The organism is Sphingomonas sp. Marseille-Q8236, from assembly GCF_965112005.1.
Genome location: NZ_CBCOPO010000001.1, coordinates 890,210 through 913,336, shown reverse-complemented (window position 1 = coordinate 913,336; position 23,127 = coordinate 890,210). Strand labels below are relative to the sequence as shown.

At 68.1% G+C, this 23,127-nt stretch carries 25 protein-coding genes; 13 read left to right on the top strand and 12 right to left on the bottom strand.

Annotated features, from left to right (window positions below):
* Positions 1–32: 32 nt before the first annotated feature.
* The 3 genes from ACWPWT_RS04310 to sucC all read right to left on the bottom strand — a co-directional run bounded on the left by ACWPWT_RS04310 (position 33) and on the right by sucC (position 3,061).
* Entirely contained in the window at positions 33–962 is a 930-nt protein-coding gene (locus tag ACWPWT_RS04310; protein WP_454278710.1) for an electron transfer flavoprotein subunit alpha/FixB family protein, read from the bottom strand.
* A complete protein-coding gene (locus ACWPWT_RS04305; protein ID WP_454278709.1) occupies positions 959–1,708 on the bottom strand; it encodes an electron transfer flavoprotein subunit beta/FixA family protein in 750 nt (249 codons plus the stop codon). Before ACWPWT_RS04305 ends, ACWPWT_RS04310 begins: the two co-directional genes overlap by 4 nt.
* A gap of 153 nt (positions 1,709–1,861) precedes the next feature.
* On the bottom strand, positions 1,862–3,061 hold the full coding sequence (gene sucC, locus ACWPWT_RS04300) for an ADP-forming succinate--CoA ligase subunit beta (protein ID WP_007405207.1): 1,200 nt from the start codon (positions 3,059–3,061) through the stop codon (positions 1,862–1,864).
* Positions 3,062–3,256: 195 nt separating this feature from the next.
* On the opposite strand from sucC, the gene ACWPWT_RS04295 reads away from it, so the two are divergent.
* Positions 3,257–3,790, top strand: coding sequence for a sterol desaturase family protein (locus ACWPWT_RS04295; protein ID WP_454279882.1), 534 nt, complete (start codon positions 3,257–3,259; stop codon positions 3,788–3,790).
* 27 nt (positions 3,791–3,817) lie between these two features.
* Positions 3,818–4,150: a pilus assembly protein PilZ gene (locus ACWPWT_RS04290; protein WP_261268393.1), complete on the top strand. Its 333-nt coding sequence runs from the start codon at positions 3,818–3,820 to the stop codon at positions 4,148–4,150.
* A gap of 165 nt (positions 4,151–4,315) precedes the next feature.
* Here ACWPWT_RS04290 and ACWPWT_RS04285 read toward each other — a convergent pair whose 3' ends face one another.
* Positions 4,316–5,251: a ribose-phosphate pyrophosphokinase gene (locus ACWPWT_RS04285; RefSeq protein ID WP_454278708.1), complete on the bottom strand. Its 936-nt coding sequence runs from the start codon at positions 5,249–5,251 to the stop codon at positions 4,316–4,318.
* A 97-nt stretch (positions 5,252–5,348) separates the two neighbouring features.
* On the opposite strand from ACWPWT_RS04285, the gene gltX reads away from it, so the two are divergent.
* From gltX to ACWPWT_RS04265, 4 genes are all read left to right on the top strand, one after another.
* Positions 5,349–6,674 (top strand): glutamate--tRNA ligase, encoded by a 1,326-nt coding sequence (gltX, locus tag ACWPWT_RS04280; protein ID WP_454278707.1) that lies wholly within the window; start codon positions 5,349–5,351, stop codon positions 6,672–6,674.
* An 86-nt stretch (positions 6,675–6,760) separates the two neighbouring features.
* Positions 6,761–7,657: a tetratricopeptide repeat protein gene (locus ACWPWT_RS04275; protein WP_261268650.1), complete on the top strand. Its 897-nt coding sequence runs from the start codon at positions 6,761–6,763 to the stop codon at positions 7,655–7,657.
* A 6-nt stretch (positions 7,658–7,663) separates the two neighbouring features.
* The gene (locus ACWPWT_RS04270) at positions 7,664–8,269 is read left to right on the top strand and encodes an LON peptidase substrate-binding domain-containing protein (protein WP_454278706.1); all 606 of its coding nucleotides are present in this window, start codon (positions 7,664–7,666) and stop codon (positions 8,267–8,269) included.
* Positions 8,266–8,433 carry a Trm112 family protein gene (locus ACWPWT_RS04265; protein ID WP_454278705.1) on the top strand — a complete coding sequence of 56 codons (168 nt, stop codon included), beginning with the start codon at positions 8,266–8,268 and terminating at the stop codon, positions 8,431–8,433. Before ACWPWT_RS04270 ends, ACWPWT_RS04265 begins: the two co-directional genes overlap by 4 nt.
* 130 nt (positions 8,434–8,563) lie before the next feature.
* On the opposite strand, the gene ACWPWT_RS04260 is transcribed toward ACWPWT_RS04265, so the two are convergent.
* From ACWPWT_RS04260 to ACWPWT_RS04250, 3 genes are all read right to left on the bottom strand, one after another.
* Complete coding sequence (locus tag ACWPWT_RS04260) at positions 8,564–9,046, bottom strand: MAPEG family protein (protein ID WP_454278704.1); 483 nt, start codon at positions 9,044–9,046, stop codon at positions 8,564–8,566.
* A 73-nt stretch (positions 9,047–9,119) separates the two neighbouring features.
* The gene (locus ACWPWT_RS04255; RefSeq protein ID WP_454278703.1) at positions 9,120–9,533 is read right to left on the bottom strand and encodes a VOC family protein; all 414 of its coding nucleotides are present in this window, start codon (positions 9,531–9,533) and stop codon (positions 9,120–9,122) included.
* Positions 9,534–9,553: 20 nt separating this feature from the next.
* On the bottom strand, positions 9,554–10,768 hold the full coding sequence (locus tag ACWPWT_RS04250) for a UbiH/UbiF/VisC/COQ6 family ubiquinone biosynthesis hydroxylase (protein ID WP_454278702.1): 1,215 nt from the start codon (positions 10,766–10,768) through the stop codon (positions 9,554–9,556).
* A gap of 123 nt (positions 10,769–10,891) precedes the next feature.
* Here ACWPWT_RS04250 and ACWPWT_RS04245 point away from each other — a divergent pair, with 123 nt between their 5' ends.
* Complete coding sequence (locus ACWPWT_RS04245) at positions 10,892–13,210, top strand: DNA translocase FtsK (protein WP_454278701.1); 2,319 nt, start codon at positions 10,892–10,894, stop codon at positions 13,208–13,210.
* Between the two features lie 121 nt (positions 13,211–13,331).
* Here ACWPWT_RS04245 and ACWPWT_RS04240 read toward each other — a convergent pair whose 3' ends face one another.
* From ACWPWT_RS04240 to hemC, 4 genes are all read right to left on the bottom strand, one after another.
* On the bottom strand, positions 13,332–14,114 hold the full coding sequence (locus ACWPWT_RS04240; RefSeq protein ID WP_454278700.1) for a hypothetical protein: 783 nt from the start codon (positions 14,112–14,114) through the stop codon (positions 13,332–13,334).
* Between the two features lie 112 nt (positions 14,115–14,226).
* The gene (locus tag ACWPWT_RS04235; protein ID WP_454278699.1) at positions 14,227–15,183 is read right to left on the bottom strand and encodes a hypothetical protein; all 957 of its coding nucleotides are present in this window, start codon (positions 15,181–15,183) and stop codon (positions 14,227–14,229) included.
* Complete coding sequence (locus tag ACWPWT_RS04230; protein ID WP_454278698.1) at positions 15,180–15,863, bottom strand: uroporphyrinogen-III synthase; 684 nt, start codon at positions 15,861–15,863, stop codon at positions 15,180–15,182. Before ACWPWT_RS04230 ends, ACWPWT_RS04235 begins: the two co-directional genes overlap by 4 nt.
* Positions 15,864–15,868: 5 nt before the next feature.
* Positions 15,869–16,780: a hydroxymethylbilane synthase gene (gene hemC / locus ACWPWT_RS04225; protein WP_454278697.1), complete on the bottom strand. Its 912-nt coding sequence runs from the start codon at positions 16,778–16,780 to the stop codon at positions 15,869–15,871.
* Between the two features lie 66 nt (positions 16,781–16,846).
* Here hemC and tsaD point away from each other — a divergent pair, with 66 nt between their 5' ends.
* Both tsaD and ACWPWT_RS04215 read left to right on the top strand, forming a co-directional pair.
* Complete coding sequence (gene tsaD, locus ACWPWT_RS04220) at positions 16,847–17,872, top strand: tRNA (adenosine(37)-N6)-threonylcarbamoyltransferase complex transferase subunit TsaD (RefSeq protein ID WP_454278696.1); 1,026 nt, start codon at positions 16,847–16,849, stop codon at positions 17,870–17,872.
* A complete protein-coding gene (locus ACWPWT_RS04215; protein WP_454278695.1) occupies positions 17,869–18,846 on the top strand; it encodes an NAD(P)H-dependent glycerol-3-phosphate dehydrogenase in 978 nt (325 codons plus the stop codon). The genes tsaD and ACWPWT_RS04215 overlap by 4 nt, the downstream gene beginning before the upstream one ends.
* 69 nt (positions 18,847–18,915) lie before the next feature.
* Here ACWPWT_RS04215 and ACWPWT_RS04210 read toward each other — a convergent pair whose 3' ends face one another.
* Complete coding sequence (locus ACWPWT_RS04210; RefSeq protein WP_454278694.1) at positions 18,916–20,775, bottom strand: AsmA family protein; 1,860 nt, start codon at positions 20,773–20,775, stop codon at positions 18,916–18,918.
* A gap of 121 nt (positions 20,776–20,896) precedes the next feature.
* Between ACWPWT_RS04210 and ACWPWT_RS04205 the strand changes: the two genes are divergently transcribed.
* From ACWPWT_RS04205 to ACWPWT_RS04190, 4 genes are read left to right on the top strand one after another with little or no spacing between them, the layout of a single operon-like run.
* Entirely contained in the window at positions 20,897–21,208 is a 312-nt protein-coding gene (locus tag ACWPWT_RS04205; protein WP_261268378.1) for a YggT family protein, read from the top strand.
* A gap of 3 nt (positions 21,209–21,211) precedes the next feature.
* On the top strand, positions 21,212–21,514 hold the full coding sequence (locus ACWPWT_RS04200) for a DUF167 domain-containing protein (protein ID WP_454278693.1): 303 nt from the start codon (positions 21,212–21,214) through the stop codon (positions 21,512–21,514).
* Positions 21,511–22,389 carry a bifunctional methylenetetrahydrofolate dehydrogenase/methenyltetrahydrofolate cyclohydrolase FolD gene (gene folD, locus ACWPWT_RS04195; protein WP_454278692.1) on the top strand — a complete coding sequence of 293 codons (879 nt, stop codon included), beginning with the start codon at positions 21,511–21,513 and terminating at the stop codon, positions 22,387–22,389. The genes ACWPWT_RS04200 and folD overlap by 4 nt, the downstream gene beginning before the upstream one ends.
* Before the next feature lie 4 nt (positions 22,390–22,393).
* Positions 22,394–23,017 (top strand): MarC family protein, encoded by a 624-nt coding sequence (locus ACWPWT_RS04190; protein ID WP_261268375.1) that lies wholly within the window; start codon positions 22,394–22,396, stop codon positions 23,015–23,017.
* Positions 23,018–23,127 lie beyond the last annotated feature (110 nt).

Genomic DNA, 23,127 nt, shown 5'->3' with positions numbered 1-23,127 from the left:
GCGTCCTCCGCGCCTCTGCGCGAACAAAGGCCTTAGACCTTCTCGGTCAGTTCGGGCACGACGGTGAAGAGGTCGCCGACCAGGCCGATATCGGCGACCTGGAAGATGGGGGCGTCCTCGTCCTTGTTGATCGCGACGATGACCTTGGAGTCCTTCATGCCCGCCAAATGCTGGATCGCGCCCGAGATGCCGACCGCGACATAGACTTCGGGTGCCACGATCTTGCCGGTCTGCCCGACCTGATAGTCGTTGGGGGCATAGCCCGCATCGACCGCCGCGCGGGATGCGCCAACGGCCGCGCCCAGCTTGTCGGCGAGCGGATCGATCAGCGCGTGGAATTGCTCTTCCGAGCCCAGCGCGCGGCCGCCCGAGACGATGACCTTGGCGCTGGTGAGTTCCGGCCGGGCATTCTCGGCCTTTTCCGCGCCGACGAAGCGGGACTTGGCCGCATCGCCGGTCGAGCCGACCGCCTCGATGGTGCCCGAGCCGCCCTCTGCCGCCGCCTTTTCGAAGGCGGTGGTGCGCACCGTCAGGACCAGCTTGGCGTCGCTGGTCTTCACGGTCGCAATCGCATTGCCCGCATAGATGGGCCGGGTGAAGCTGGCCGGCCCCTCGACCGACAGGATGTCCGAAATCTGCATCACGTCGATAAGGGCGGCGACGCGCGGCGCGATATTCTTGCCCGTCGTGGTCGAGGGGGCGAGGAAGGCGTCGTGATGCCCCATTAGCTCGGCCACCAGTGGCGCGACATTCTCGGCGAGCGCGTTGGCGTAGGCCGCGTCGTCGGCGACATGGACCTTGCCGACGCCTGCGATCTTCGCGGCGGCCTGCGCCACGCCGTCCACACCCTGACCGGCGACGATCAGGTGCACCTCGCCCAGCTTGGCCGCCGCCGTGACGGTCGCCAGCGTGGCATCCTTGACGGCCCCGCCGTCATGCTCGACCCAAACCAGCGTCTTCACTTGGCCACTCCCAGTGCTTTCAGTTTCTCGACCAGCTCGTCGACCGAGCCGACCTTGACGCCCGCCTGGCGCTTGCCCGGCTCGGCGACATGGGTGATCGTCAGCCGGGGCGCGATGTCGACGCCGTAATCGGCGGCGGTCTTGGTCGCCATCGGCTTGGACTTGGCCTTCATGATGTTGGGCAGCGAGGCATAGCGCGGCTCGTTGAGGCGCAGGTCGGTCGTCACGATCGCGGGCAGCGTCAGCGCCACCGTCTCCAGACCACCATCGACCTCGCGGGTGACGTCGGCGCTCTGTCCGTCGATCTCGACCTTGGACGCGAACGTGCCCTGCGCCCAGCCGAGCAGCCCGGCCAGCATCTGGCCGGTCTGGTTGTTGTCGCCGTCGATCGCCTGCTTGCCCAGGATCACCAGGCCGGGCTGCTCCTCTTCCACGACCTTGGCGAGCAGCTTGGCGACGCCCAGCGGCTCGGGCGCCTGATCGGCGGTGATGAGGATCGCCCGGTCCGCGCCCATCGCCAGCGCGGTGCGCAGCGTGTCCGCCGCCTTGGGCTCGCCGATCGAGACGACGACCACTTCGGTCGCCGCCCCCTTCTCCTTCAGCCGGATCGCCTCTTCCACCGCAATCTCGTCGAACGGGTTCATCGACATCTTCACGTTCGCCAGATCGACGCCCGTCCCGTCCGCCTTCACCCGCGGCTTCACGTTATAATCCAACACCCGCTTCACGGGCACGACGATCTTCATCGCGATTCCTTCCCGGCTGGATAGCCCATCATGCCGCCGTCTTTGGCGGGCTTGCGACCGCATCGCAAGAGTTACGCCCGACCAACGAGAAAGGGGCCCGGACGTTTCCGCCCGAGCCCCCCTATATCGGTCCATCAGGGCCGAAGGTGCGGTTTAGGCGACCTTCTGCACCTCGGCGACGATCTTCTTGGCGGCGTCGCCCAGATCGTTGGCGGGGACGATGGCGAGACCCGAATTGGCGAGGATTTCCTTGCCCTTCTCGACATTCGTACCCTCGAGGCGGACGACCAGCGGAACCTGCAGGTTCACTTCCTTCGCCGCCGCGACGATGCCGTCGGCGATGATGTCGCAGCGCATGATGCCGCCGAAGATGTTGACCAGAATGCCCTTCACCGCCGGATCGCTCAGGATGATCTTGAACGCCGCGGTGACCTTCTCCTTGTTCGCGCCGCCGCCGACGTCGAGGAAGTTGGCCGGGAACATGCCGTTCAGCTTGATGATGTCCATCGTCGCCATGGCGAGGCCGGCGCCGTTGACCATGCAGCCGATGTCACCGTCGAGCTTGATGTACGCCAGGTCGTACTTCGACGCCTCCAGCTCCATCGCGTCTTCTTCGGTGGTGTCGCGCAGTTCCATCAGGTCCTTGTGACGGAACATGGCGTTGCCGTCGAAGCCGACCTTGGCGTCGAGCACCATCAGCTTGCCGTCCTCGGTGACGGCGAGCGGGTTGATCTCGATCTGCTCGGCATCGGTGCCCAAGAACGCGGCGTACAGCTTAGACGCGACGTTCGCAGCCTGCTTGGCGAGGTCGCCGGTCAGCTCCAGCGCGGCGGCGACGGCGCGGCCGTGATGCGGCATGAAGCCGGTTGCGGTGTCGATGTCGATCGAGTGGATCTTCTCGGGCGTGTCATGCGCCACGGTCTCGATGTCCATGCCGCCTTCGGTCGAGGCGACCATCGAGACGCGGCCGGTCGCGCGGTTGACGAGCAGCGCGAGGTAGAATTCCTTGGCGATGTCGACGCCGTCGGTCACGTACAGGCGGTTGACCTGCTTGCCCGCTTCGCCGGTCTGGATGGTGACCAGCGTGTTGCCCAGCATGTCGGTGGCGTGCGCACGGACTTCCTCGGCGGTCTTGGCGAGGCGGACACCGCCCTTGGCGTCGGGGCCGAGTTCCTTGAACTTGCCCTTGCCGCGGCCGCCTGCATGGATCTGCGCCTTGACGACGTAGAGCGGTCCGGGGAGCTTGGACGACGCCTCGACGGCCTCCTCGACGGTCATCGCGGCGAAGCCGGCGGGGACGGGCACGCCGAACTTGGCGAGCAATTCCTTGGCCTGATATTCGTGGATGTTCATACGCTAGCCTTCCGCCTCTCGGGTGGTTCTAGGGAAATTGGTTGCGGCTAAAGCACAGGCCGGGCGGTAAATCCACCCCGAAACCGCTTTATTGCAATTGCATCGCAAATGCGATTTGCAATCGGTCAGGGCGTTCGATGGCGGCGATGAAGGGAATTATGCGCAAAATCATCGCATATGCGTTATAGCACCGTCATGCATTGGGCTTTCGGTATCCTCCTGTTTCTCGGCACCGTGATCTTCATGGAGGGATTCGCCTATGCGGCGCATCGCTGGATCATGCATGGGCCCGGCTGGTTCCTGCATGAGAGCCACCATCGCCCGCGCACCGGCAATTGGGAATTGAACGACCTGTATGCGGCGATCTTCGCGGTGCCCTCCTTCGTGATGATCCTGGGCGGCGCGCAGCTGGGATGGTGGCCGGGCTTCACCTGGATCGGGGCGGGGATCGCGGCTTATGGCGCCATCTATTTCGGCTTTCACGACGTGATCGTGCACAAGCGCCTGCCGAGCCGCTATCTGCCCAAATCCGAGTATATGAAGCGCATCATCCAGGCGCACCGGCTGCACCATGTCGTCGAGACCAAAGATGGCACGGTCAGCTTCGGCTTTCTGGTCGCGCCCAAGCCCGAGGCGTTGAAGGCCGAATTGAAGCGGCGGTCGCGGGCGGGGGTGCGTCGCCCGGCAGGTGCGCCGCCCGAGCGGGATGCGGCGTTGTCGGAAAAGTAACCTTCTTTTGGATAAGATGAAGGCACTATGGAAAAACCGGTCTTTACCCCGCCGTTCGAGCCGGTTGCCGGCCAGGATCTTCGCCGTTCGCTACGCCATGCGGTGCGGATGCGCGCGCATTTGCGCGACAAGGGACAGACTCGGTTCGAGATCGACGTGGTCGACCTGTCGCCCGAAGGCTTTCGTGCCGAAACCAGCTTCACTCTTTGGCCGGGCACCATCGTCTGGCTGACCGTGCCGGGCTTGGCGCCACTGGAGGCGGTGATCGCATGGCGCGACCGGTTCCGATATGGTTGCGCCTTTTCGAAGCCGCTTCACCCGGCGGTGTTCGAACATATCGTCGGCTTGGGGAATCGCTGAGGGCCGACCATCGCCCCTGCTTTGTGCGAAGAGCGTGCGCTTCGGGAATGACTATTATCCGTGCGGCCCGAGCGACCTCGAAGGCCGCGGGACTGATGTCCGGACCGCCTGATGCCGGGCGATGGGGGCCGGGCGATGATGATTGCCGACGGCCCCGCTCAAACCTTAATCGAACAGGCTCGAAACGCTCGTCTCGTCCGCGATACGCTTGATCGCCTCGCCCAGCAGCGGGGCGATGGGCAGGTGGCGAATCTTGCCGGTGGTGTTGATCGACTCGTGATTCCCGATCGAGTCGGTGATCACCAGCTCGCGCAGCTCCGAGCCATCGACGCGCGCCACCGCGCCGCCCGACAGGACGCCATGGGTGACATAGGCGACGACATCCTGCGCCCCCGCCTGACGCAGCGCGGCGGCCGCGTTGCACAGCGTCCCCGCCGAGTCGACGATGTCGTCGATCAGGATGCAGAAGCGCCCTTCGACGTCACCGATGATGTTCATCACTTCCGACTCGCCCGCACGCTCGCGACGCTTGTCGACGATGGCCAGCGGCGCGTTGTTGAGGCGCTTGGCAAGCTGGCGCGCGCGGACCACGCCGCCCACGTCGGGCGAGACGACCATGAGATTGTCGTTCTTGAACCGCGCGAGAATGTCCGCCGACATGACCGGCGCGGCATAGAGATTGTCGGTCGGGATATCGAAGAATCCCTGGATCTGACCGGCATGGAGGTCGACCGACAGGACGCGGTCGGCGCCCGCGACCGTGATCAGATTGGCGACCAGCTTGGCCGAGATCGGCGTGCGCGGGCCGGGCTTCCGATCCTGGCGCGCATAGCCGAAATAGGGGATGACCGCCGTGATCCGCCGCGCCGACGCACGCTTCAGCGCGTCGATCATGATCAGCAATTCCATGAGGTTGTCGTTCACCGGATAGCCGGTCGACTGGATCACGAACACGTCCTCGCCGCGGACATTTTCCTGGATCTCGACGAAGATTTCCTCATCGGCGAAACGGCGGACAAGGGCCTCGGTCAGCGGCACTTCCAGATAGGCCGAAACCGCTTTGGCCAGCGGCAGGTTCGAATTGCCGGTCATCAACTTCATGCTACTACCCCGTCCCCGCAGACAGTCTCTGATCGCGGCCCCTTTAATCGCGCTGTCACAATAGCGCAAAGGCGATTCCCGGATTATGGCGCGGGGCATGACCGTGACCCGTTTCGCTCCCTCGCCCACCGGGCGGCTGCATGTCGGCAATATCCGCACCGCGCTGCACAACTGGATATATGCGCGAAAGGCCGGCGGACGCTTCCTGCTGCGCATCGACGACACCGATGCCGAGCGGAGCGAGGAACGCTATGTCGATGCGATCCGGGCGGATTTGGCGTGGCTGGGGCTGATCCCGGATGCGGAGGTCCGCCAGTCGCAGCGTTTCGCGCTGTACGAGGCGCGCTTCGCCGAGCTGGTCGCGAGCGGCCATGTCTATCCCGCCTATGAGACGGCGCAGGAACTGGACCTGAAGCGCAAGATTCAGCTCGGGCGGGGTCTGCCGCCGGTCTATGATCGCGCCGCGCTGGCCCTGAGCGACGAGGATCGTGCCAAGCTGGAGGGCGAGGGCGTTCGCCCGCACTGGCGGTTCAAGCTCGATCACGGCGCAGCCATCGAATGGGACGATGCGGTGCGCGGAGCCCAGCGCTTCGATCCGGCGACGATGAGCGATCCGGTGATCCGCCGCGCCGACGGCACGTGGCTCTATATGCTTCCCTCGGTGATCGACGACATCGACATGGGCGTGACCCAGGTGGTGCGTGGCGAGGATCACGTCTCCAATACCGCGCTCCAGATTCAGATGTTCCAGGCGCTGGGGGCGGAACTGCCCCGCTTCGCCCATGCCGCTTTGCTGACCGGCAATGAGGGCAAGCTGTCCAAGCGACTCGGCTCGCTGGGCGTCGATCACTTTCGCGAGATCGGCATCGAGCCGCAGGCGGTGCGTGCGCTCCTCGCACGGATCGGGACCAGCGATCCGGTCGAGCCGGTCGCCGACATGGCCCCCCTGATCGCCGGATTCGACTTTTCGCGCTTCGGTCGGGCACCGGCGCGGTTCGACGAGGCGGAGCTGGCGCAACTGAACGCGCGCATCCTCCACCAGACGCCCTATGACGCGGTCGCCGATCGCCTGCCGACCGGCATGGGCGCGGCGGAATGGGAGGCGGTGCGCCCCAATCTTTCCACCGTCGCGGAGGCCGCCGACTGGTGGCAGGTGATCGAGGGACCGGTCGAGGCCCCCGAACCTGCCGAGGACGACCGCGCCTATCTGGCCCAGGCGGCGCAGGTTGCGGGCGAAATCGACTGGGCGGGCGACCCCTGGCATGCGCTGACCGCCGCGCTGAAGGACGCGACCGGGCGCAAGGGCAAGACGCTGTTCCTGCCGTTGCGACTCGCGCTGACCGGGCGGGCGCAGGGGCCGGACATGGCCGCGCTGCTGCCGCTGATCGGGCGCGAGCGGACGGTCGCGCGTCTGTCGGCCTGATTTACCGAACGGCCTTTCATTACCGCATCCCCTCGCCCACATAGGGCGGGCAACACGTAAAGGAGCGTCTTTTGGCCACGTTGGGAATGTCGCCCGCCGAGAAGGAGGCCGTTACCGCCTTCCGCCGCGATGTCGTAGAGCCGTCGATGACCAAGCTGGTCATCCTCGATTTCTGGGCGGAATGGTGCGGGCCGTGCAAGGCGCTGGGCCCTACGCTGGAGAAGGTGGCGGAGGCCTATGCCGACAAGGGCGTCGTGCTGGCCAAGATCGACACCGACAAGAACCAGTTCATCGCCAACCAATTCCAGATCCGCTCGATCCCAACCGTCTATGCGATGTTCCAGGGACAACTGGTCGCCGACCTGACCAGCGCGCGCACCGAAAGCGCGCTGCGCACCATGCTCGACCAGTTGCTCAAGCAATTGCCGATCCAGTCGGAGGCGGCGGATGCAGCGGCGGAGCTGGAACCGTTGATTGCGATGGGCGAGGAAGTGCTCGAGGCCGGCGACGCCGAACGCGCGCTGTCGATCTTCGACCAGCTGCTCGACATGGCACCCGATCACCCCGCCGTGCTGTCCGGTCGCATCCGGGCGCTGATCGCCGCCGGACAGGTGGACGAGGCGGAAGCGGCGGTGGATGCGCTGCCCGAGACGCTGGCGAACGACCCCGCCATCCACCGCGCTGTCGCCGCCGTGGCGCTGGCCCGCTCGGCACCTCCGGCGGCGGACTATGCCGGACTGGCCGATGAAGTCGCCGCCAACCCCGACGATCATGAGAAGCGGTTCGCGCTGGCGAATGCGCAGATGGCGGCGGGGGACCGAGACGGTGCGGCGGACAATCTGCTCCACATCGTCGCGGCCGATCGCAGCTGGAACGAGGATGCCGCGCGCCAGCAACTCCTCAAGCTGTTCGAGGTCGTCGGCATGACCGATCCCTGGGTGTCGCAGCAGCGGCGGCGCCTGTCCGCCATCCTGTTCGGATAAGAGCGGATGGCGCGGCTCTCGATCTTTCCGCTGGCGGGCGCGATCCTCTTTCCGGGGATGCCGTTGCCGCTGCATATCTTCGAGCCGCGCTACCGGGCGCTGGTATCCGACGCGATGGCGCGAGACCGGCGGATCGGCATGGTCCAGCCATCGGGCGAGGGGGACAAGCCTTCGCTCTATGCGACCGGCTGTGTCGGCCGTATCGCCGAGGTCGAGGCGATGGAGGATGGCCGCTATAATCTGGTCCTGGAGGGCGTGTCGCTGTTCCGCATCATTCGCGAGCTGGAGGTGACGACGCCCTTCCGCCAGGTCGAGGCGGAGTTGCTGCCCGTGGTGGACGAAGACCTGTTGTCGCTCGGTCGCCGCGCCTCGCTGGAACAGGAGTCGCGTCGCTTCGCCGATCTGCAGGGCTATGCGGTCGACTGGGATGCGGTCGGTCGGCTGGACGAAGAGAGCCTGGTCAACGGCATCGCCCAGATCGCGCCGTTCGACATCGCCGCCAAACAGGCACTGCTGGAGGCTCCCGACCTGGAACAGCGGGCCGAGCTGATCATCCAATTGATGCAATTTTTCGGTCGCCATGACGGCGAGGATCGGGTGACGCTGCAATGAGCCTGGACCCGTGGCTGCTCGAACGGCTGGTCTGCCCGGTGACGCGGACGCCGCTGCGCTATGACGAGCCCGCGCAGGAACTGGTGTCGGAGGCGGCGGGACTGGCCTATCCAATCCGCGACGGCGTGCCGGTGATGCTGGTCGAGGAAGCGCGGGAAATCTGATACCCGCCTTAGTTCAACCAACCCCCACCTCCGTTCGCACTGAGCGAAGTCGAAGTGCACGTTCCGCGTTGGCGGATAGGGTTTCCCTTGGCCTTCGACTTCGCTCAGGCTGAACGGAGGATGGGAACGGTCAAACGAGTCTGCCGACCAGCGCCACCAACACGATGATCAGCGCCGCGACGCTGGAATAGAAGGTCAGCGCAAAGCCGAACGCCCGCGCCGCTGCACCCCGCGTATAATTCGCCCAGAACAGCGTCCGCCCCACCGAGAACAGCGCGGCGAGCGCCGGGATCATCGCCCCCGACCCTTCCACCACCCAGGCGAGCGCCAGATAGGCGGGAATCGCCAGCACCACCTGTTCCAGCGTGTTCCGCAGCACCGCCTGCGCGATGACGACCCGCGGCGAATCCCCGCTCCCGCTGGCTGCCGCATCGATGTCGGCGGGCGATTCGAAGCGGAGCGCCGCGACATGTCCGATCGCCGCCGCCAGCCAGAGCGCCGCCACCGTCGCCGCCGCCACCGCGCGGAGCACCCGGTCCGTGGGCGACAGAACGGGCGCGATACTCCAGCCGATCGCCAGCGTCAGGACGATAACGGCTAGGGCTGCCCCCATGCCGCGCGCCACGCCGGTCTGGCGGCGGTCGCGAATTGGAGCCCGAACGGGGCGGGTGGGGCGATCAGGATAATCAGGCCCAGGGATCATAGCTGCCGAAACTCCAGACATGGCCTTCCGGGTCGCGCGCCGCATAGCCTCGCCCGCCATGGGGCTTGTCCGCCGGCTCGGCTATGATCGTCGCACCGCCAGCACGGGCCTGGGCCGCATGGGCGTCGACATCCGCGACGACCAGATACAAGTCCATCGTCACGCCGCCGGCCTGGGTCGGCGTCTTCGATCCCGCCACGGCGGCATGGGGCGTGAACAGCGCGCTCGACACCATCACCATCCGCTCCTGCCATACCAGTTGCGCGTGATGGATGACGGTCGGATCGTCGGGATCGGCAAACACCGCCTGTCGCGCGAACCCGAAGGCGTCACATAGAAAGTCGATGGCGCGCGGCGCATTCTCGTACCGGAGGCAGGGAATGATATCGTGCCGCATCGCCATCTCGCTCGATTGGGTTACACCATCACGCCCTGCAACAACCGGGGCAGCTGTCCGGTTTCGCCGCGCGCCTCGGCCATGAAGCGGTTCTTGATCGGCGGGATATGGTTGATCGCGGTGATGCCCAGCCGCCGGATCGCACTGGCGGTCTTTCCGGGCACGCCGAAGATGCGGTTGAAGCTGTCGGTCGCCACCGACACCATCAGCGTGTCGAGCCCGCGCCATTGCTGGTAGCGCTGGAGCAGCGCCGCATCGCCCAGATCCATCCCGGTCCGCTTGCCCTCGACCAGCACCTCGACCAGCGCGGCGACGTCGCGATAGCCGAGGTTCACGCCCTGCCCCGCGATCGGGTGGATGCCATGCGCCGAGTCGCCGACCAGCACCAGCCGGTCGCCGGTCATGGTCGCGGCGCGGTGGAAGCCCAGCGGATAGGCCGAACGCGGGGAGGCATGGGACAGGGTGCCCAGGAATCCGCCCATGCTCTTCTCCGCCTCCGCCAGGAAGGCCCGGTCGGAGAGCTTGAGCATCGCATCGCCGTCGCGCCCCGGCACCGACCATACGATCGCCGAGCGATGCCCGATTTCGTCGTCCGGCAAGGGCAGCAGCGCGAAGGGACCGGTGGGGTAAAATATCTCGAACGCGATATTCTCGTGCGAGGCTTCGTGGTGGAAGGCGCTGATGATCGCCTTATGGTCATAGGACCAGCGCGCGACCTTGATTCCCGCCGCGTCGCGAGTCGGGGATTGCCGCCCCTCCGCCGCGACCAGCAGGGGCGCGCGGACGGTGGTGCCGTCGCTAAGCTGTGCGATGACGCCGCCCGGACCACGCTCGACCGACAGGGCGCGGGTCTGCATCCGCAGATCGACCAGATCAGCCTCATTGGCGGTGGCATGGATCGCGCGGCGGAGCAGCTTGTTCTCGAACATCGTGCCCAGCGCGCCGTCATCGGCGTCGGGGATGAAGTCGAGCGCGCCGGGCTCCAGCCCGTCGCTGACCCGAATATGCCGAATCTCGCAGCCCTGGCCCGCCAGCTTCGCGCCGATCCCGATCGCGTCCAGCATCCGCCAACTGGCCGAGGCGACGGCGGAGGCGCGTCCGTCGAAACCGGGGGCCAGGATCACCGCCGGATCGGCGGGATCGACGATGATCGAAGACAGGCCATGCGCGGCCAGCCCGACGCCCAGCGTCGCGCCGACCAGGCCGCCGCCGAGGATGATGACGTCGCAATTCATAGCTTCGCTCCTAGACCTTCCTATCGCGCCAAACAATGTGGCAGGCGCTCGCGCCTTGACGTGGGAACCATCAGAGGCGATGAATTTTCCCGCATTTTCGGACATTCCTGAAGGACAACACCCATGGCCAGCCGCGCGCAGCCGGTTCTATGGCGCGAGACGGTGAAGGCGGGGGCGGTGCGCAGCGGCGCGCTGGTCACGGCGATCGCCCTTTTTGCCGTTACGCTGATGCTGGTGCTGGCGCTGGCCAGCTACCGGGCGAGCGACCCGGCGCTCAACACCGCCTCGGGCGCGGTGCCCGCCAACTGGATGGGGCTGCCGGGCGCGTGGGTGGCCGATATCGCGCTGACCCTGTTCGGGCCCGCCGTCGCGCTGATCCTGCCGGTGGGTCCGATCATCGCGACCCGGCTGTGGCGCGACCGACCGGCGGGACGCTGGGTGCGGATGCTGCGGCAGGCGGTGATCGGCGTCGCGCTGATGGCCTGTGCCTTGTCCTTCGTGTCCGACTCGGCGGTGCTGGCGCTGCCCGCCGGATGGGGCGGGGTGATCGGCCTGTCGGCCGTCGGGCTGGTCGACTGGGTGCTGGCGTTCAGCGGACAGCCGGCGGTCGTCACCTGGGGTTCGGTCGTGGCGGGGCTTGCCTTCGGCCTGGGCGGTGCACTGATCTGGGGACGCAGCCTAGAACTCGATCTGGCCGAACGCGGTCTGGCGCGGTTGCGCCGTCGCCGCGCCGCCATGTCGGGCGACGAGGCCGATGGCGTGCCCTGGGACGATGAAGACGAGTCGCTTTACGACGACGAAGAGGATGAGGAGCCGCTGACGCTGGCGCGCAAGGCGGTGCCGGCGCGCGAGGATCGCCCTGCCCCCGTCATCGCCGACCGCCAGGTCGCACCCGCCCCCGCCCGGCCCAAGGCGGCGGCCGACCGCGATGCGCCCTATCAGCTTCCCGGCCTCGACCTGCTGACGCCCGCGCCGCCGACGCCGGCGGGCACGATCGACAAGGCGGGGCTGGAGCGCAATGCGCGGCTACTGGAGAATGTCCTCGACGATTTCCGCGTCCAGGGTTCGATCGTCGAGGTTCGCCCCGGCCCGGTCGTCACCATGTACGAGCTGGAGCCCGCGCCCGGCATCAAGGCCAATCGCGTCATCGCGCTGGCCGACGACATCGCGCGCAACATGTCGGCGATCTCGGCGCGCGTCGCGGTGATTCCGGGGCGCAACGTCATCGGCATCGAACTGCCCAATCAAAAGCGCGAGATGGTGTCGCTGCACGAACTCGTCGCGTCGCAGAGCTTTGCCGACCAGGCCGCGCAATTGCCGATCATCCTGGGCAAGAATATCGCGGGCGACTCGGTCGTCGCCGACCTCGCGCCGATGCCGCACCTGCTGGTCGCGGGTACGACGGGTTCGGGCAAGTCGGTCGGCCTCAACGGCATGATCCTGTCGCTGCTCTACCGACTGACGCCCGAGCAGTGCCGGATGATCATGATCGACCCCAAGATGCTCGAACTGTCGATGTATGACGACATCCCGCATCTGCTCTCCCCGGTCGTCACCGATCCGGCCAAGGCGGTCCGCGCGCTGAAATGGGCGGTCGAGACGATGGAGGACCGCTATCGCCAGATGTCCTCGGTCGGCGTGCGCAGCCTGGCCAGCTTCAACGACAAAGTGCGCGCCGCCAAGGCCAAGGGGCAACCGTTGGGGCGCAAGGTCCAGACCGGCTATCACCCCGAGACCGGCCAGCCGGTTTATGAGGAAGAGAAGCTCGAATACGAACCGCTGCCGCAGATCGTGGTGATCGTCGACGAGCTGGCCGACCTGATGATGACGGCGGGCAAGGAAGTCGAATTCCTGATCCAGCGGCTGGCGCAAAAGGCGCGCGCGGCGGGTATCCACCTGATCATGGCGACGCAGCGCCCGTCGGTGGACGTCATCACCGGCGTCATCAAGGCGAACCTGCCGACCCGGATCAGCTTCCACGTCACCTCAAAGATCGACTCGCGGACCATCCTGGGCGAGCAGGGCGCCGAACAGCTGCTGGGGCGTGGCGACATGCTCTACATGCCTGGCGGCAAGGGCATCGTGCGGGTCCACGGCCCCTTCGTCTCGGATGACGAGGTGCACCGGGTCGCCGATCACTGGCGGGCGCAGGGGCAGCCCGACTATATCTCCTCGGTCACAGAGGAACCGGCGGAGAGCTTCGCGCTCGACGGTGCGCCCACGGGCGAGGATTCGGCCGAGGACCAGCAGTATCGTGCCGCGATTCAGCTCGTGTGCGAGAGCCAGAAGGCCTCGACCTCTTGGCTCCAGCGGCAATTGCGCATCGGCTATAACTCGGCGGCGCGGCTGATCGAGCGGATGGAGACCGACGGCATCGTAGGGCGCCCGGATCATGTCGGTCGGCGTGAGGTGCTTCGCGATACGGAGGGGCATCCGATTTAGGGATTGGGGGCGCACGCTCAAAGGGCACTTCGACTTCGCCCCGTGCGAACCGAGGTTGGGGAATCACCCCTAAACCCATTCAGTCTGAGCGAAGTCGAAGGCCACGGGATAACGCCAGCCCCTACGACCCCACCGGCTTCAACGTCGCCGAGTCGATATGCCAGCGCAGTTGCTCCGCGCTCGCGCCCGGCACGCCGTTGACCCGGCGTACGACATATTGGCCGACGAAGCGCTGCCGTCTTCCGTCGTTCAACTGCGCATCGACCGTCACCGGGACGGTCGCATAGATCGATCCCGCCGCCCCTTCGCTGGGCGGCATCGCGCCGATCGTCACGCTAGTCGCGCGGGTGTCGGCAAAGCCCTTTTGGAAATCGGCGAAGCGCTGGCCCGGACGCCCATTTTCGCCCCACTGGCTCCAGGCGGTGGCATAGTCATGCGCGTTGATCGCCGAATAGTAGCGACGGACGACCGCTGCGGCGGCGGCATCGCTTTGGGGGGCGACCGAACAGCCGGTGGTTTTTGCGGCATCCTCGCCCAGCAATGCGCAACTCCGCGCGATCTCATCCTCGATGATCGCACAGCTATTGGCGGCATTGCACGGCGGATGGGTGGCGGGGGAGACCGAGGTACAGATCTTGACCAGCCGGTCGGCCGCCGCCTGTCCCCGCTCGGCGGAACAGGACAAGATGCCGTTCGGATCGGGCGAGGGTGCGGTCTTGATCGGCGCGGGGAGGGCGGCCTGCTCAGCCTCGGGTCCCGGCGTCGACGGGGCAACGCGCGCAGGGCTGGCGGTGACGGCGGCGCCGTCGTTGCGGGCAGGATCGCCGCCGCTGCCACAGGCGGTCAGCGGCAGCAGCAACGAACCCGCCAGCCAGCGGGCGATCCGGGGAGCGGCACGAGTCACGGCGAAGTCTCCAAAGAAGCGATCGGGATCAACGCCCCGTCATCGCCTCCGGCTCCTCGTCCGGCTGCATCCGGCGCTTCGCCTGCCGTCGGAACCGCCAGTGCCTCGATGGTCAGATGGTGGGCGATCCCGATGCGGTTTCGGCCTCCGGCGCGGCGGGGGTCGGAGCACCTTCGGCCGGGGGTGCGTTCGTCGCTGGGGCCGTCACGGGAGTCGTCACGATCAGCGCCGGGGCGGTGACGGGCGTGACCAGCGCAGCATTCTCGATCAGGTCGAGCGCCCGGCGGGCCGCGACATAACGCTGCGCGGCATGCTGCCAGGCTTGGGCGGTCGCGGCACCGGGCAACCGCGCGACCTCGGCCCGCGCGGCCTCCACCTGCCCGCCGTCGAGCAGGCGACGCGCGCGATCCAGCCGGTCGGCGGGGTTGGACGAGGGGGCGGTGGCCTCGCGGATCACGATCAACCGGCCGATTTCCTGCCGGAGCCCTTCCCACCAACCATCGGATTCGTTGACGACCAGATCGGGCGCCAGCGTGTCCAGCCCCTGGCGCAGCGTCTCCAGCGTCACCGGCTGGCGCGCATTGCCGATCAGCACGGCGACCGCGCGCGGCTCGTTCGCGCCGAAGCGGATGCGCAACTGCTCTTCGAGATAGCCCAGCGGCTGGCCACGATCGACCGCGCGGCGGGCGGCGGCGGCCACCAGGATCGATTCGGCGCGGCCCGCCTGCGCCCCCGCCGCCGAGGCATCGGTGGCGATGGTGGCGGCGCGCGTCTCCAGCGCGGCGAGTTGCGCGGCCAGAGCGGCCTCGCGCGTGGCAAGCGCGATCGGGTCGGCGGCGGCGCGCGCCACATCGCCGCCGGACGATCCGCCATTGGGGGGGCTGCCCGGCTTGGCGGTGGACACCGCGTTCGTTCTGGCGGCCTGGGTGCCGCCGAACCAGGACAGGTTGCGCATCGCATAGGCCATCAGAATCAGTCCGGCAGCAAAGGCGAGCAGGATCAGCGCGACGGTCGCACCCGTACGGGGGCCGCGCGACGGCGGTCGGTCGGATGGCGCGAAATTGTTCATGCCTCGCTTATCCCCGTGGCGGCTGTCCGGGTCAACGCCCGCGCGGCGGCGACCATCGCTTCGTCGCGGGGGGCCTCCGCCACCGCCACGGCGCGCCAGCCCGAGCCCGCCGCCTCCGCCACCTTGGCACTGATCGCGACGATGGCGATGCCGGTGCGCAGCACCCCCGCCGCATCGACACGCTCGGCCAGCCGCGCGGCGGCGCGGGCGGAGTGGAGCAGCACGGTCTCCCCGGTCAGCGTGGCGAAGGCGGACGTCGCCACCGGCACCGGATCGGCGGCATAGACGACCCGCACCATCGCCCCCGTCTCCACCCGGTCGCGTCCCGCCAGATGAAGCAATCGGGCCAGCCCCATCGCCCGCGCCTGTGCGACTACCGTCGCGGCGTCGCTGGTCCCTGTCAGCACCACCGACAGCCCCGCCTTCCGCGCCGCATCGGCGGTGGCGGCACCGACCGCGACGACGGGGCGATGCCTCAGTCCGTCCAGCCCCCGCCCGGCCAGCCGCACCGCCTGCGCGCTGGTGAACAACAGGGCGTCGATGCCGTCGGGATCGGGCGGGGTCCAGTCGCGCGCATGGGTCGCGAAAAAGGGCAGCGACCGTGCCTCCAGCCCCGCATCGCGCAGGGCGGCGATCGTCGCGGCATGGCCGGGTTCGGGCCGGACGACGACGACCGCCATGCGGATCAGCCTCCGGCGAACAGGCGGCGCACCTTGGGCGGTGCGCGGTCGAGCAGGTCCATCGCCAGCCGCGCCCCCAATTCCTCGTCCAGGGCCCCCTCGACCCAGCCCGTCACCCGTGCCGAGCCATCCTCGGCCAGCAATTCGGCGCGCAGCGTCAGCATCTCGCCCGACAAGGAGGCGAGCGCGGCGACCGGGCTGTGGCAATCCGCCTGCAACGCGGCGAGCAGCGAGCGTTCGGCCATGACGCAGCCATGGGTCTCGGCATGGTCGATCGAGCCGATCAGCATGGTCGCCGCGGCATCGTCGGCGCGCGTCTCGATCCCGACCGCGCCTTGGGCGGGGGCGGGCAGCATCTGGTCGGTCGGCACCGCATGCCCGACCTCGCGCCCCAGCCGGTCTAGCCCGGCGGCGGCGAGCAGGGTCGCGTCCAGGTCTCCGTTCGCAACGGCGGCCAGCCGCGTGTCGACATTGCCGCGTAGCAGCGTGATGGCCAGATCGGGGCGGTGCGACAGCAATTGTGCACGGCGGCGCGGGCTGCTGGTGCCGACCACCGCGCCGGGGGGCAGTTCGGCGATGGTCTCCACCCCGATCAGCCGGTCGCGGACATCTGCGCGCGGCAGCATGGCGGCGATGTGCAGCCAGTCGGGGCGGATCGTCTCCACATCCTTCATCGAATGGACCGAGGCGTCGATCTCCCGGTCATAGAGTGCGCGATCCAGTTCCTTGGTCCACAGCGCCTTGCCGCCGATCTCGGCCAGCGCGCGGTCCTGGACCCGGTCGCCGGTGGTCTTGATCGGCACAATCTGGATCGCGTCGGCGTCCCAGCCTTGCGCATCGGCCAGCGCCGTGCGCACCATATGCGCCTGGGTGAGGGCCAGCGGCGAACCGCGCGTACCGAGCCGAAAACGAACCATGATGCCGCCTTTGCCGCAATACGGCCCCCTTCGACAATATCCCGCAAGGCGCGTATGGGGTGGCCCATGCTGATCCTGGGACTGGAATCCTCGTGCGACGAGACGGCCGCCGCACTCGTCACCGATGACGGGCGCGTGCTGGCGCATCGTCTGCTGGGGCAGGAGGCGGCGCATGCCCCGTTCGGCGGCGTCGTCCCCGAAATCGCCGCGCGCGCGCATGTCGAGGCGATGGAGCCGCTGGTCGCCGCCGCCTTTGCCGATGCCGGCGTGACCCTGGCCGATGTCGACGCGATCGCCGCAACGGCGGGGCCGGGGCTGATCGGCGGGGTGATGGTCGGCCTCGTCACCGGCAAGGCGCTGGCCCATGCGGCGAGCAAGCCGCTGATCGCGGTCAACCATCTGGAGGGGCACGCCCTGTCGCCGCGCCTGTCGGACCGCGAGCTGGCCTATCCCTATCTGCTGCTGCTGGTCTCCGGCGGGCATTGCCAGTTGCTGCTGGTCGAGGGCGTCGGACAGTATCGCCGGATGGCGACGACGATCGACGATGCGGCGGGCGAGGCGTTCGACAAGACGGCCAAGCTGCTGGGTCTCGGCTATCCCGGCGGCCCCCGAGTCGAGGCGGCGGCGCGGGAGGGCGATCCCTTTGCGGTGCCGCTTCCCCGACCGCTGAAGGGCGCGGCCGAGCCGCATTTCTCCTTCGCCGGGCTGAAGAGCGCGGTCGCGCGGGCGATCGGGCATCATTCCCCCGAGGATATTGCCGCGTCGTTCCAGCAGGCGGTGGTCGACTGCCTGCTCGACCGCACTCGCCGGGCATTGGCGGACGTGCCGCCGGTCACCGCGCTGGTGGTCGCCGGTGGGGTGGCGGCGAACGGCGTGATCCGGGCAGCGCTGGAGGCACTCGCCGCCGAGCACGGCCTGCGCTTCGTCGCGCCGCCGCTCTGGTTGTGCACCGACAATGCCGCGATGATCGCCTGGGCGGGCGTCGAGCGGTTCCGCGAGGGGCTGACCGATCCGCTCGACACGCCTGCACGGGCGCGCTGGCCGCTCGACCCGGCGGCGGAGGCGGTGCGCGGCGCGGGGGTGAAGGCATGAAGATCGGGGTGATCGGAGCGGGTGCCTGGGGCACCGCGCTGGCGCAGGTGGCGGCCTATGGCGACCGGCCGGTGCGGATCTGGGCGCGCGATCCGGCGGTGGCGGAGGCGATCAACACCACCCATGCCAACCCGCTCTATCTGCCGAACATCGCGCTATCGTCGAGTATCGAGGCGGTCAGCGATCCCGCCGCCATGGCCGAGATGGACGCGCTGCTGGTCGTAACCCCCGCGCAGGCGGTGGGTTCGGTGCTGGCGACGATGCCCGTGGGGTCCAAGCCGTTGGTCCTGTGCTCCAAGGGCATCGAGGCGGGGTCGCGGCGGCTGGTCGGCGAGGTGGCGCGGGCGATCCATCCGGATGCGCCGATCGCGGTGCTGTCCGGCCCGACCTTCGCGCATGAGGTGGCGGCGGGGCTGCCCACGGCGGTGACGCTGGCATGTGAGGAGCCGGAACTCCGCAAGGCCTTGTCCGCGCGAATCGCCGCGCCGCATTTCCGGCCCTATGCCACCGACGACGTGACCGGCGCGGAGATTGGCGGCGCGATCAAGAATGTGCTCGCCATCGGGTGCGGCGTGGTGGAGGGCGCGGGGCTGGGCCAGAATGCCCGCGCCGCACTGATCGCGCGCGGCTTTGCGGAGATGACCCGGTTCGGGCTGGCGCGCGGCGGTCGGGCGGAGACGCTGGCCGGGCTGTCGGGGCTGGGCGATCTGGTGCTGACCTGTTCCTCCACCGCCTCGCGCAATTTCTCGCTCGGCGTCGGGCTGGGGCAGGGGCGGTCGGCGGCGGAGTTGCTCGCCGACCGGCGGACCGTCGCGGAAGGCGCCTTTACCGCGCCCGTGTTGCGCCAGGCGGCGGCGGAGGCGGGTGTCGACATGCCGGTGTGCGAGGCGGTGTGCCGCTTGCTCGACGGCGCGGCGGTGGGCGAGGTGATCGGCACGCTGCTGGCGCGGCCGCTCAAGGCTGAGGGGGCTTGATCCCTCCACCGTTCCGTTCAGCCTGAGCGAAGTCGAAGGCCAAGGGGCGGGATGTGCGGAGGGAAGGTCTTAGCGCAACACCTGTCGCGCGAGCGACCCGCAGGCCGCGTCTTGCGCCTTGGGTCCCGAATCGCCCGTGATCGCCCGGCCGATCGATTGGAAGATATTGCCGACCGATTTCACCTCCTTGGGGATGACCAGATCGGGCTTCTCCAGCGTCCCCGACACCGTCGCCGCGCCCGCCAGCCGGAGCGTCGCGTCATGTTTGGGCGCGCCGGTCAGGCGCAGCGCCAGCCGCTCGTCGGGGAAGCTGATCGTCCCCGTACCGTCCAGCCGACTGCGCGAGGTATCGACGATCAGCGGATCGGCGCGGCCCGTGCCGTTTTTCATGTCGACGCCCAGGATCAGGCAGCGCAGGCTTGCCCGCTTGCTATCTCCGATGAACGCCGCACCCGCATCGAAGCCCAGGGCCGCGGCATAGCGATCGGGCAATGAACCATTTGCGACGACCAGGCCGATGCGACCGTCCGACCGCCCGACGGCGTCGCGCACCGTTTCGCCGCTGCCCGCCAGTTTCGCGCGGGCGGCGACCTGGCCGGTAATCTCGGTCTGGCCGGACAGCGACAGGACGCTGGCCCCGGTCAATCGCAGGTCGAGCGCCAGATGCGGCATTTTGCGTCCGTTGCGCTGGTCGATCACTGCCCGACCCGTCACCACGCCTTCGCGCAGGGCCATGCGGATGTCACCGATGGTCAGCAACTGGTGATCCATCGTCATCCGCCCGGCCAGGCCGGTGATCGGCGAGGAGCCCTGCGCGCTGACCACCCGGCCGACGCGAAAGCGGATGGTGCCGTCGGTCGTGTCGATCTTGGAGATGTCGATCCGCGTATTGGGCACCAGCCGCGGCCCGATCCGCCGTTCGAGCGCGGCGGCCTCTGCCCGGCCTTCCGCCGAAGACAGGTCGTCAAAGTCGAGCTGCCGCGCGGTCACTTCGCCGTCCAGCACCGTGCGCCCCGCCTTCTTGTCGACGGTCAGATGCCCGGCCAGGTCGGAGCGGCCGATCCGTCCCTTCAGATCGGTGATGGTCCAGCGGGGGCGTTCGTGGCGGACATGGGCGGATAATGCGACCGGGCGGGTCTGGAACAGCCCCGCCTCGATCACCGCGTCGATCCGCTTCAGGTCGTCGGCCTTGGCCGTCAGGTCCAGCGTCATCGCATCGGTATCGAACGGGCGATCCATCGTCCCGCGCGCCGTCATCGACAGCGTGTTGCCCGTGATCGTCGCGGCAAAGGGCCAGCGCCCCGGTTTGACCGCCGCGCCGGTGAACATGATCCGCACCGGCGCGCCGCGCACCGATCCCGGCCCATCGGCCCGGACGCCCTTGTCGGGGTCGGCGGTGATATGCAGCACGGCGTCGCGATCCTGCTTGGCATCGCGGTAGCTGATGGTGCCATCGGTGATGGTCAGCCCCTGCAAATCGGTGGAGCTGCCGCCCTCCTCTGGTTCGCCGGGGCGCGACCAGTTGGTGCGGCCTTGCTTGTCGCGAACCAGCGCGAGATGCAGGCCCGAGACGCGAATATCTTCGGGTACGAAGGACCCTTTCAGCAACGGCCAGACCGAGAAGCGGATTTCGGCGCGCTCCATCCGTGCGAAATCCCCCGTCCCCGCCCAGTCGGCCTGAGGAATTTGGAGCTTTTCGACCGCAATGACGGGGTGGAAGCCGATACTGTCGACGCGGTGGACCGACCCGATGGTGACCGGCCGTCCGAACCGCTCGGTCGCCTCGCGCGTCACCGCGCCGCGAAGCACGCCCCAAGGAAAGATTGCGAGGATCGCCAGAAGCAGCAGCGGCACAGCCACCAACACCCCCAAGGCGATCCGTCCCCAATGTCGCTGCCGCGTCCCCGCACGATCCGTTGCTTGTCCCATGTTAAGCGGGACGCGCGACCCGGTGCTTCGTTCCGGCAGCGTCAGGAGTTGGTGCGCGATGATTGCCCCGACCGTCCCCGCGCCCTAGATAGAGGACAAAGACCTTCAGGAGCTCCCTGCGTTGATCCTCATCCTTCAGATTCTCCGAATTCTCCTCGATGTCGTCTGGTGGGTGATCATCGTGCAGGCGATCCTGTCCTGGCTGATCGCCTTCAACGTCATCAACACCTCCAATGATTTCATCCGGTCGATCTGGTATGCGCTGCAACGGATGACCGATCCGCTCTATCGCCCGATCCGGCGGATCCTGCCCGATTTCGGCGCGCTGGACCTGTCGCCGATGGTCGTTCTGCTGATCGTCATCATCCTGGACAAGGTGCTGGATACCGCGATCGCCCAGCAGATGTACGGGGGCGCGGTCGTCGTCGGCTGAGCCATGCCCGCCTGGGCCCTGCGGGACGACGGCATCCAGATCGCGGTGCGGGTGACGCCGCGCGGCGGTCGGGATGCGCTGACCGCCGGGACGGAGGAGCATTTCGCGGCGCGCCTGTCTGCCCCGCCGGTCGATGGCGCGGCCAATGCCGCGCTGGTCCCGCTGGTCGCCCGGCATTTCGGTGTGCCCAAGCGCGCGGTGAGGATCGTTGCGGGCGAAACCGCACGATTGAAGCGCCTGCATATCGCCGGGGATCCGCAAATGCTGGCGCGCATCGCCGAGGCGCTTTATGGCGATGCGCCATGACCAGCGCCACGATCATCGACGGCAAGGCGTTCGCCGCCGGCCTCCGCACCCGCATCGCCACCCAGGTCGCGACCTTCCGCGAAGCCGCCGGCCGCGTGCCCGGCCTGGCGGTCGTACTGGTGGGCGAGGATCCCGCCTCCAGCGTCTATGTCCGTTCCAAGGGCAAGGCGACGCGCGAGGCGGGGATGGAAAGTTTCGAGCATCGCCTGCCCGCCGATACCGATCAGGCGACGCTGCTGACGCTCGTCGAACAACTCAATGCGGATCCGACGGTGGACGGCATCCTCGTCCAGCTTCCCCTGCCGGGCCAGATCGATGCGCAGGCGGTGATCCAGACGATCGATCCCGACAAGGATGTCGACGGCTTCCACCCCGTCAATGCCGGGCGGCTGGCGACGGGTGTCGAGGGCTTCGTGCCGTGCACCCCGCTCGGCTGCCTGATGCTGCTCAAGAGCATCCATCCCAGCCTGTCGGGCATGGACGCGGTGGTCGTCGGCCGCTCCAACATCGTCGGCAAGCCGATGGCGCAGCTGCTGCTGGGCGAAAGCTGCACCGTGACGGTCGCGCACAGCCGCACCCGCAACCTGGCCGAGGTGGTCGGCCGCGCCGATATCGTGGTGGCGGCGGTGGGCGTGCCCGGCCTGGTCAAGGGCGACTGGATCAAGCCGGGCGCCAGCGTCATCGATGTCGGCATCAACCGGATCGAGACCGGTCTGGTCGGCGATGTCGAATATGACGTGGCCGTCCAGCGGGCCGGCGCGATCACCCCGGTGCCCGGCGGTGTCGGCCCGATGACGATCGCGGTCCTGTTGCGCAACACGCTGGTCTCGGCGGGACGGCGCGAGGGCGTCGCGATCGACCAGACGGCACTGTAAGCCGGTGCTCGAACTCTTCATCTCTTCGCTCATCACCTTCTTCGTGGTGATCGACCCGCCGGGTTGCGCGCCGATCTATGCGGGGCTGTCGGCGGGGGCCACGCCGCAGCATCGCCGGGCGATGGCAATCCGAGCGGTCTTCGTCGCCTCGGTCATCCTGTTCGTCTTCGCGCTGTTCGGCGAGGCGTTGCTGCACGGCCTGGGCATCGAGATGGCGGCGTTCCGCATCGCGGGCGGCATCATGCTGTTCCTGATCGCGCTGGAGATGGTGTTCGAGAAGCGGACCCAGCGGCGCGAGGACCGCGCGGCCAAGATCGCTGACGATCCGCACGAGGCGGAGGATGTGTCGATCTTCCCCATGGCGATGCCGATGATCGCGGGTCCGGGTTCGATCGCCACCGTGATGCTGCTGATGAGCCGTAATCAGGGGCTGGAGGCGTCGATCGTCGTCCTGGCGGCGATGGGGACGATCCTGCTGCTGACGCTGGTCGCGCTGCTGGCGGCGGGGCCGCTGATGCGGCTGCTCGGCGCGAAGATCGAGGCGGTGATCACCCGCGTGCTGGGCGTCCTGCTGGCGGCGCTGGCGGTGCAGTTCGTGATCGACGGGGTGACCGCGTCCTTGCGTTGATTTTTCGCGCGGAGACGCGGAGGCGCGGAGAAGAAGGCTGATTTACCGCCTTTGGCGGTAGACCCTCGAAACAGTCGGAGAGGAAGCGAAAGCTATCCAGTACTGCGCCC

Coding starts and splice junctions, on each gene's coding strand:
- ACWPWT_RS04305 (WP_454278709.1), bottom strand. CDS start 1,708: ATGAAGATCGTCGTGCCCGTGAAGCGGGTGTTGGATTATAACGTGAAG.
- ACWPWT_RS04265 (WP_454278705.1), top strand. CDS start 8,266: ATGAGCCTGGACCCGTGGCTGCTCGAACGGCTGGTCTGCCCGGTGACG.
- hemC (WP_454278697.1), bottom strand. CDS start 16,780: ATGGTTCGTTTTCGGCTCGGTACGCGCGGTTCGCCGCTGGCCCTCACC.
- ACWPWT_RS04255 (WP_454278703.1), bottom strand. CDS start 9,533: ATGCGGCACGATATCATTCCCTGCCTCCGGTACGAGAATGCGCCGCGC.
- ACWPWT_RS04235 (WP_454278699.1), bottom strand. CDS start 15,183: ATGAACAATTTCGCGCCATCCGACCGACCGCCGTCGCGCGGCCCCCGT.
- tsaD (WP_454278696.1), top strand. CDS start 16,847: ATGCTGATCCTGGGACTGGAATCCTCGTGCGACGAGACGGCCGCCGCA.
- ACWPWT_RS04230 (WP_454278698.1), bottom strand. CDS start 15,863: ATGGCGGTCGTCGTCGTCCGGCCCGAACCCGGCCATGCCGCGACGATC.
- ACWPWT_RS04215 (WP_454278695.1), top strand. CDS start 17,869: ATGAAGATCGGGGTGATCGGAGCGGGTGCCTGGGGCACCGCGCTGGCG.
- ACWPWT_RS04210 (WP_454278694.1), bottom strand. CDS start 20,775: ATGGGACAAGCAACGGATCGTGCGGGGACGCGGCAGCGACATTGGGGA.
- ACWPWT_RS04270 (WP_454278706.1), top strand. CDS start 7,664: ATGGCGCGGCTCTCGATCTTTCCGCTGGCGGGCGCGATCCTCTTTCCG.
- ACWPWT_RS04295 (WP_454279882.1), top strand. CDS start 3,257: ATGCATTGGGCTTTCGGTATCCTCCTGTTTCTCGGCACCGTGATCTTC.
- ACWPWT_RS04245 (WP_454278701.1), top strand. CDS start 10,892: ATGGCCAGCCGCGCGCAGCCGGTTCTATGGCGCGAGACGGTGAAGGCG.
- ACWPWT_RS04250 (WP_454278702.1), bottom strand. CDS start 10,768: ATGAATTGCGACGTCATCATCCTCGGCGGCGGCCTGGTCGGCGCGACG.
- ACWPWT_RS04290 (WP_261268393.1), top strand. CDS start 3,818: ATGGAAAAACCGGTCTTTACCCCGCCGTTCGAGCCGGTTGCCGGCCAG.
- ACWPWT_RS04285 (WP_454278708.1), bottom strand. CDS start 5,251: ATGAAGTTGATGACCGGCAATTCGAACCTGCCGCTGGCCAAAGCGGTT.
- ACWPWT_RS04275 (WP_261268650.1), top strand. CDS start 6,761: ATGTCGCCCGCCGAGAAGGAGGCCGTTACCGCCTTCCGCCGCGATGTC.
- ACWPWT_RS04200 (WP_454278693.1), top strand. CDS start 21,212: ATGCCCGCCTGGGCCCTGCGGGACGACGGCATCCAGATCGCGGTGCGG.
- gltX (WP_454278707.1), top strand. CDS start 5,349: ATGACCGTGACCCGTTTCGCTCCCTCGCCCACCGGGCGGCTGCATGTC.
- ACWPWT_RS04260 (WP_454278704.1), bottom strand. CDS start 9,046: ATGGGGGCAGCCCTAGCCGTTATCGTCCTGACGCTGGCGATCGGCTGG.
- sucC (WP_007405207.1), bottom strand. CDS start 3,061: ATGAACATCCACGAATATCAGGCCAAGGAATTGCTCGCCAAGTTCGGC.
- folD (WP_454278692.1), top strand. CDS start 21,511: ATGACCAGCGCCACGATCATCGACGGCAAGGCGTTCGCCGCCGGCCTC.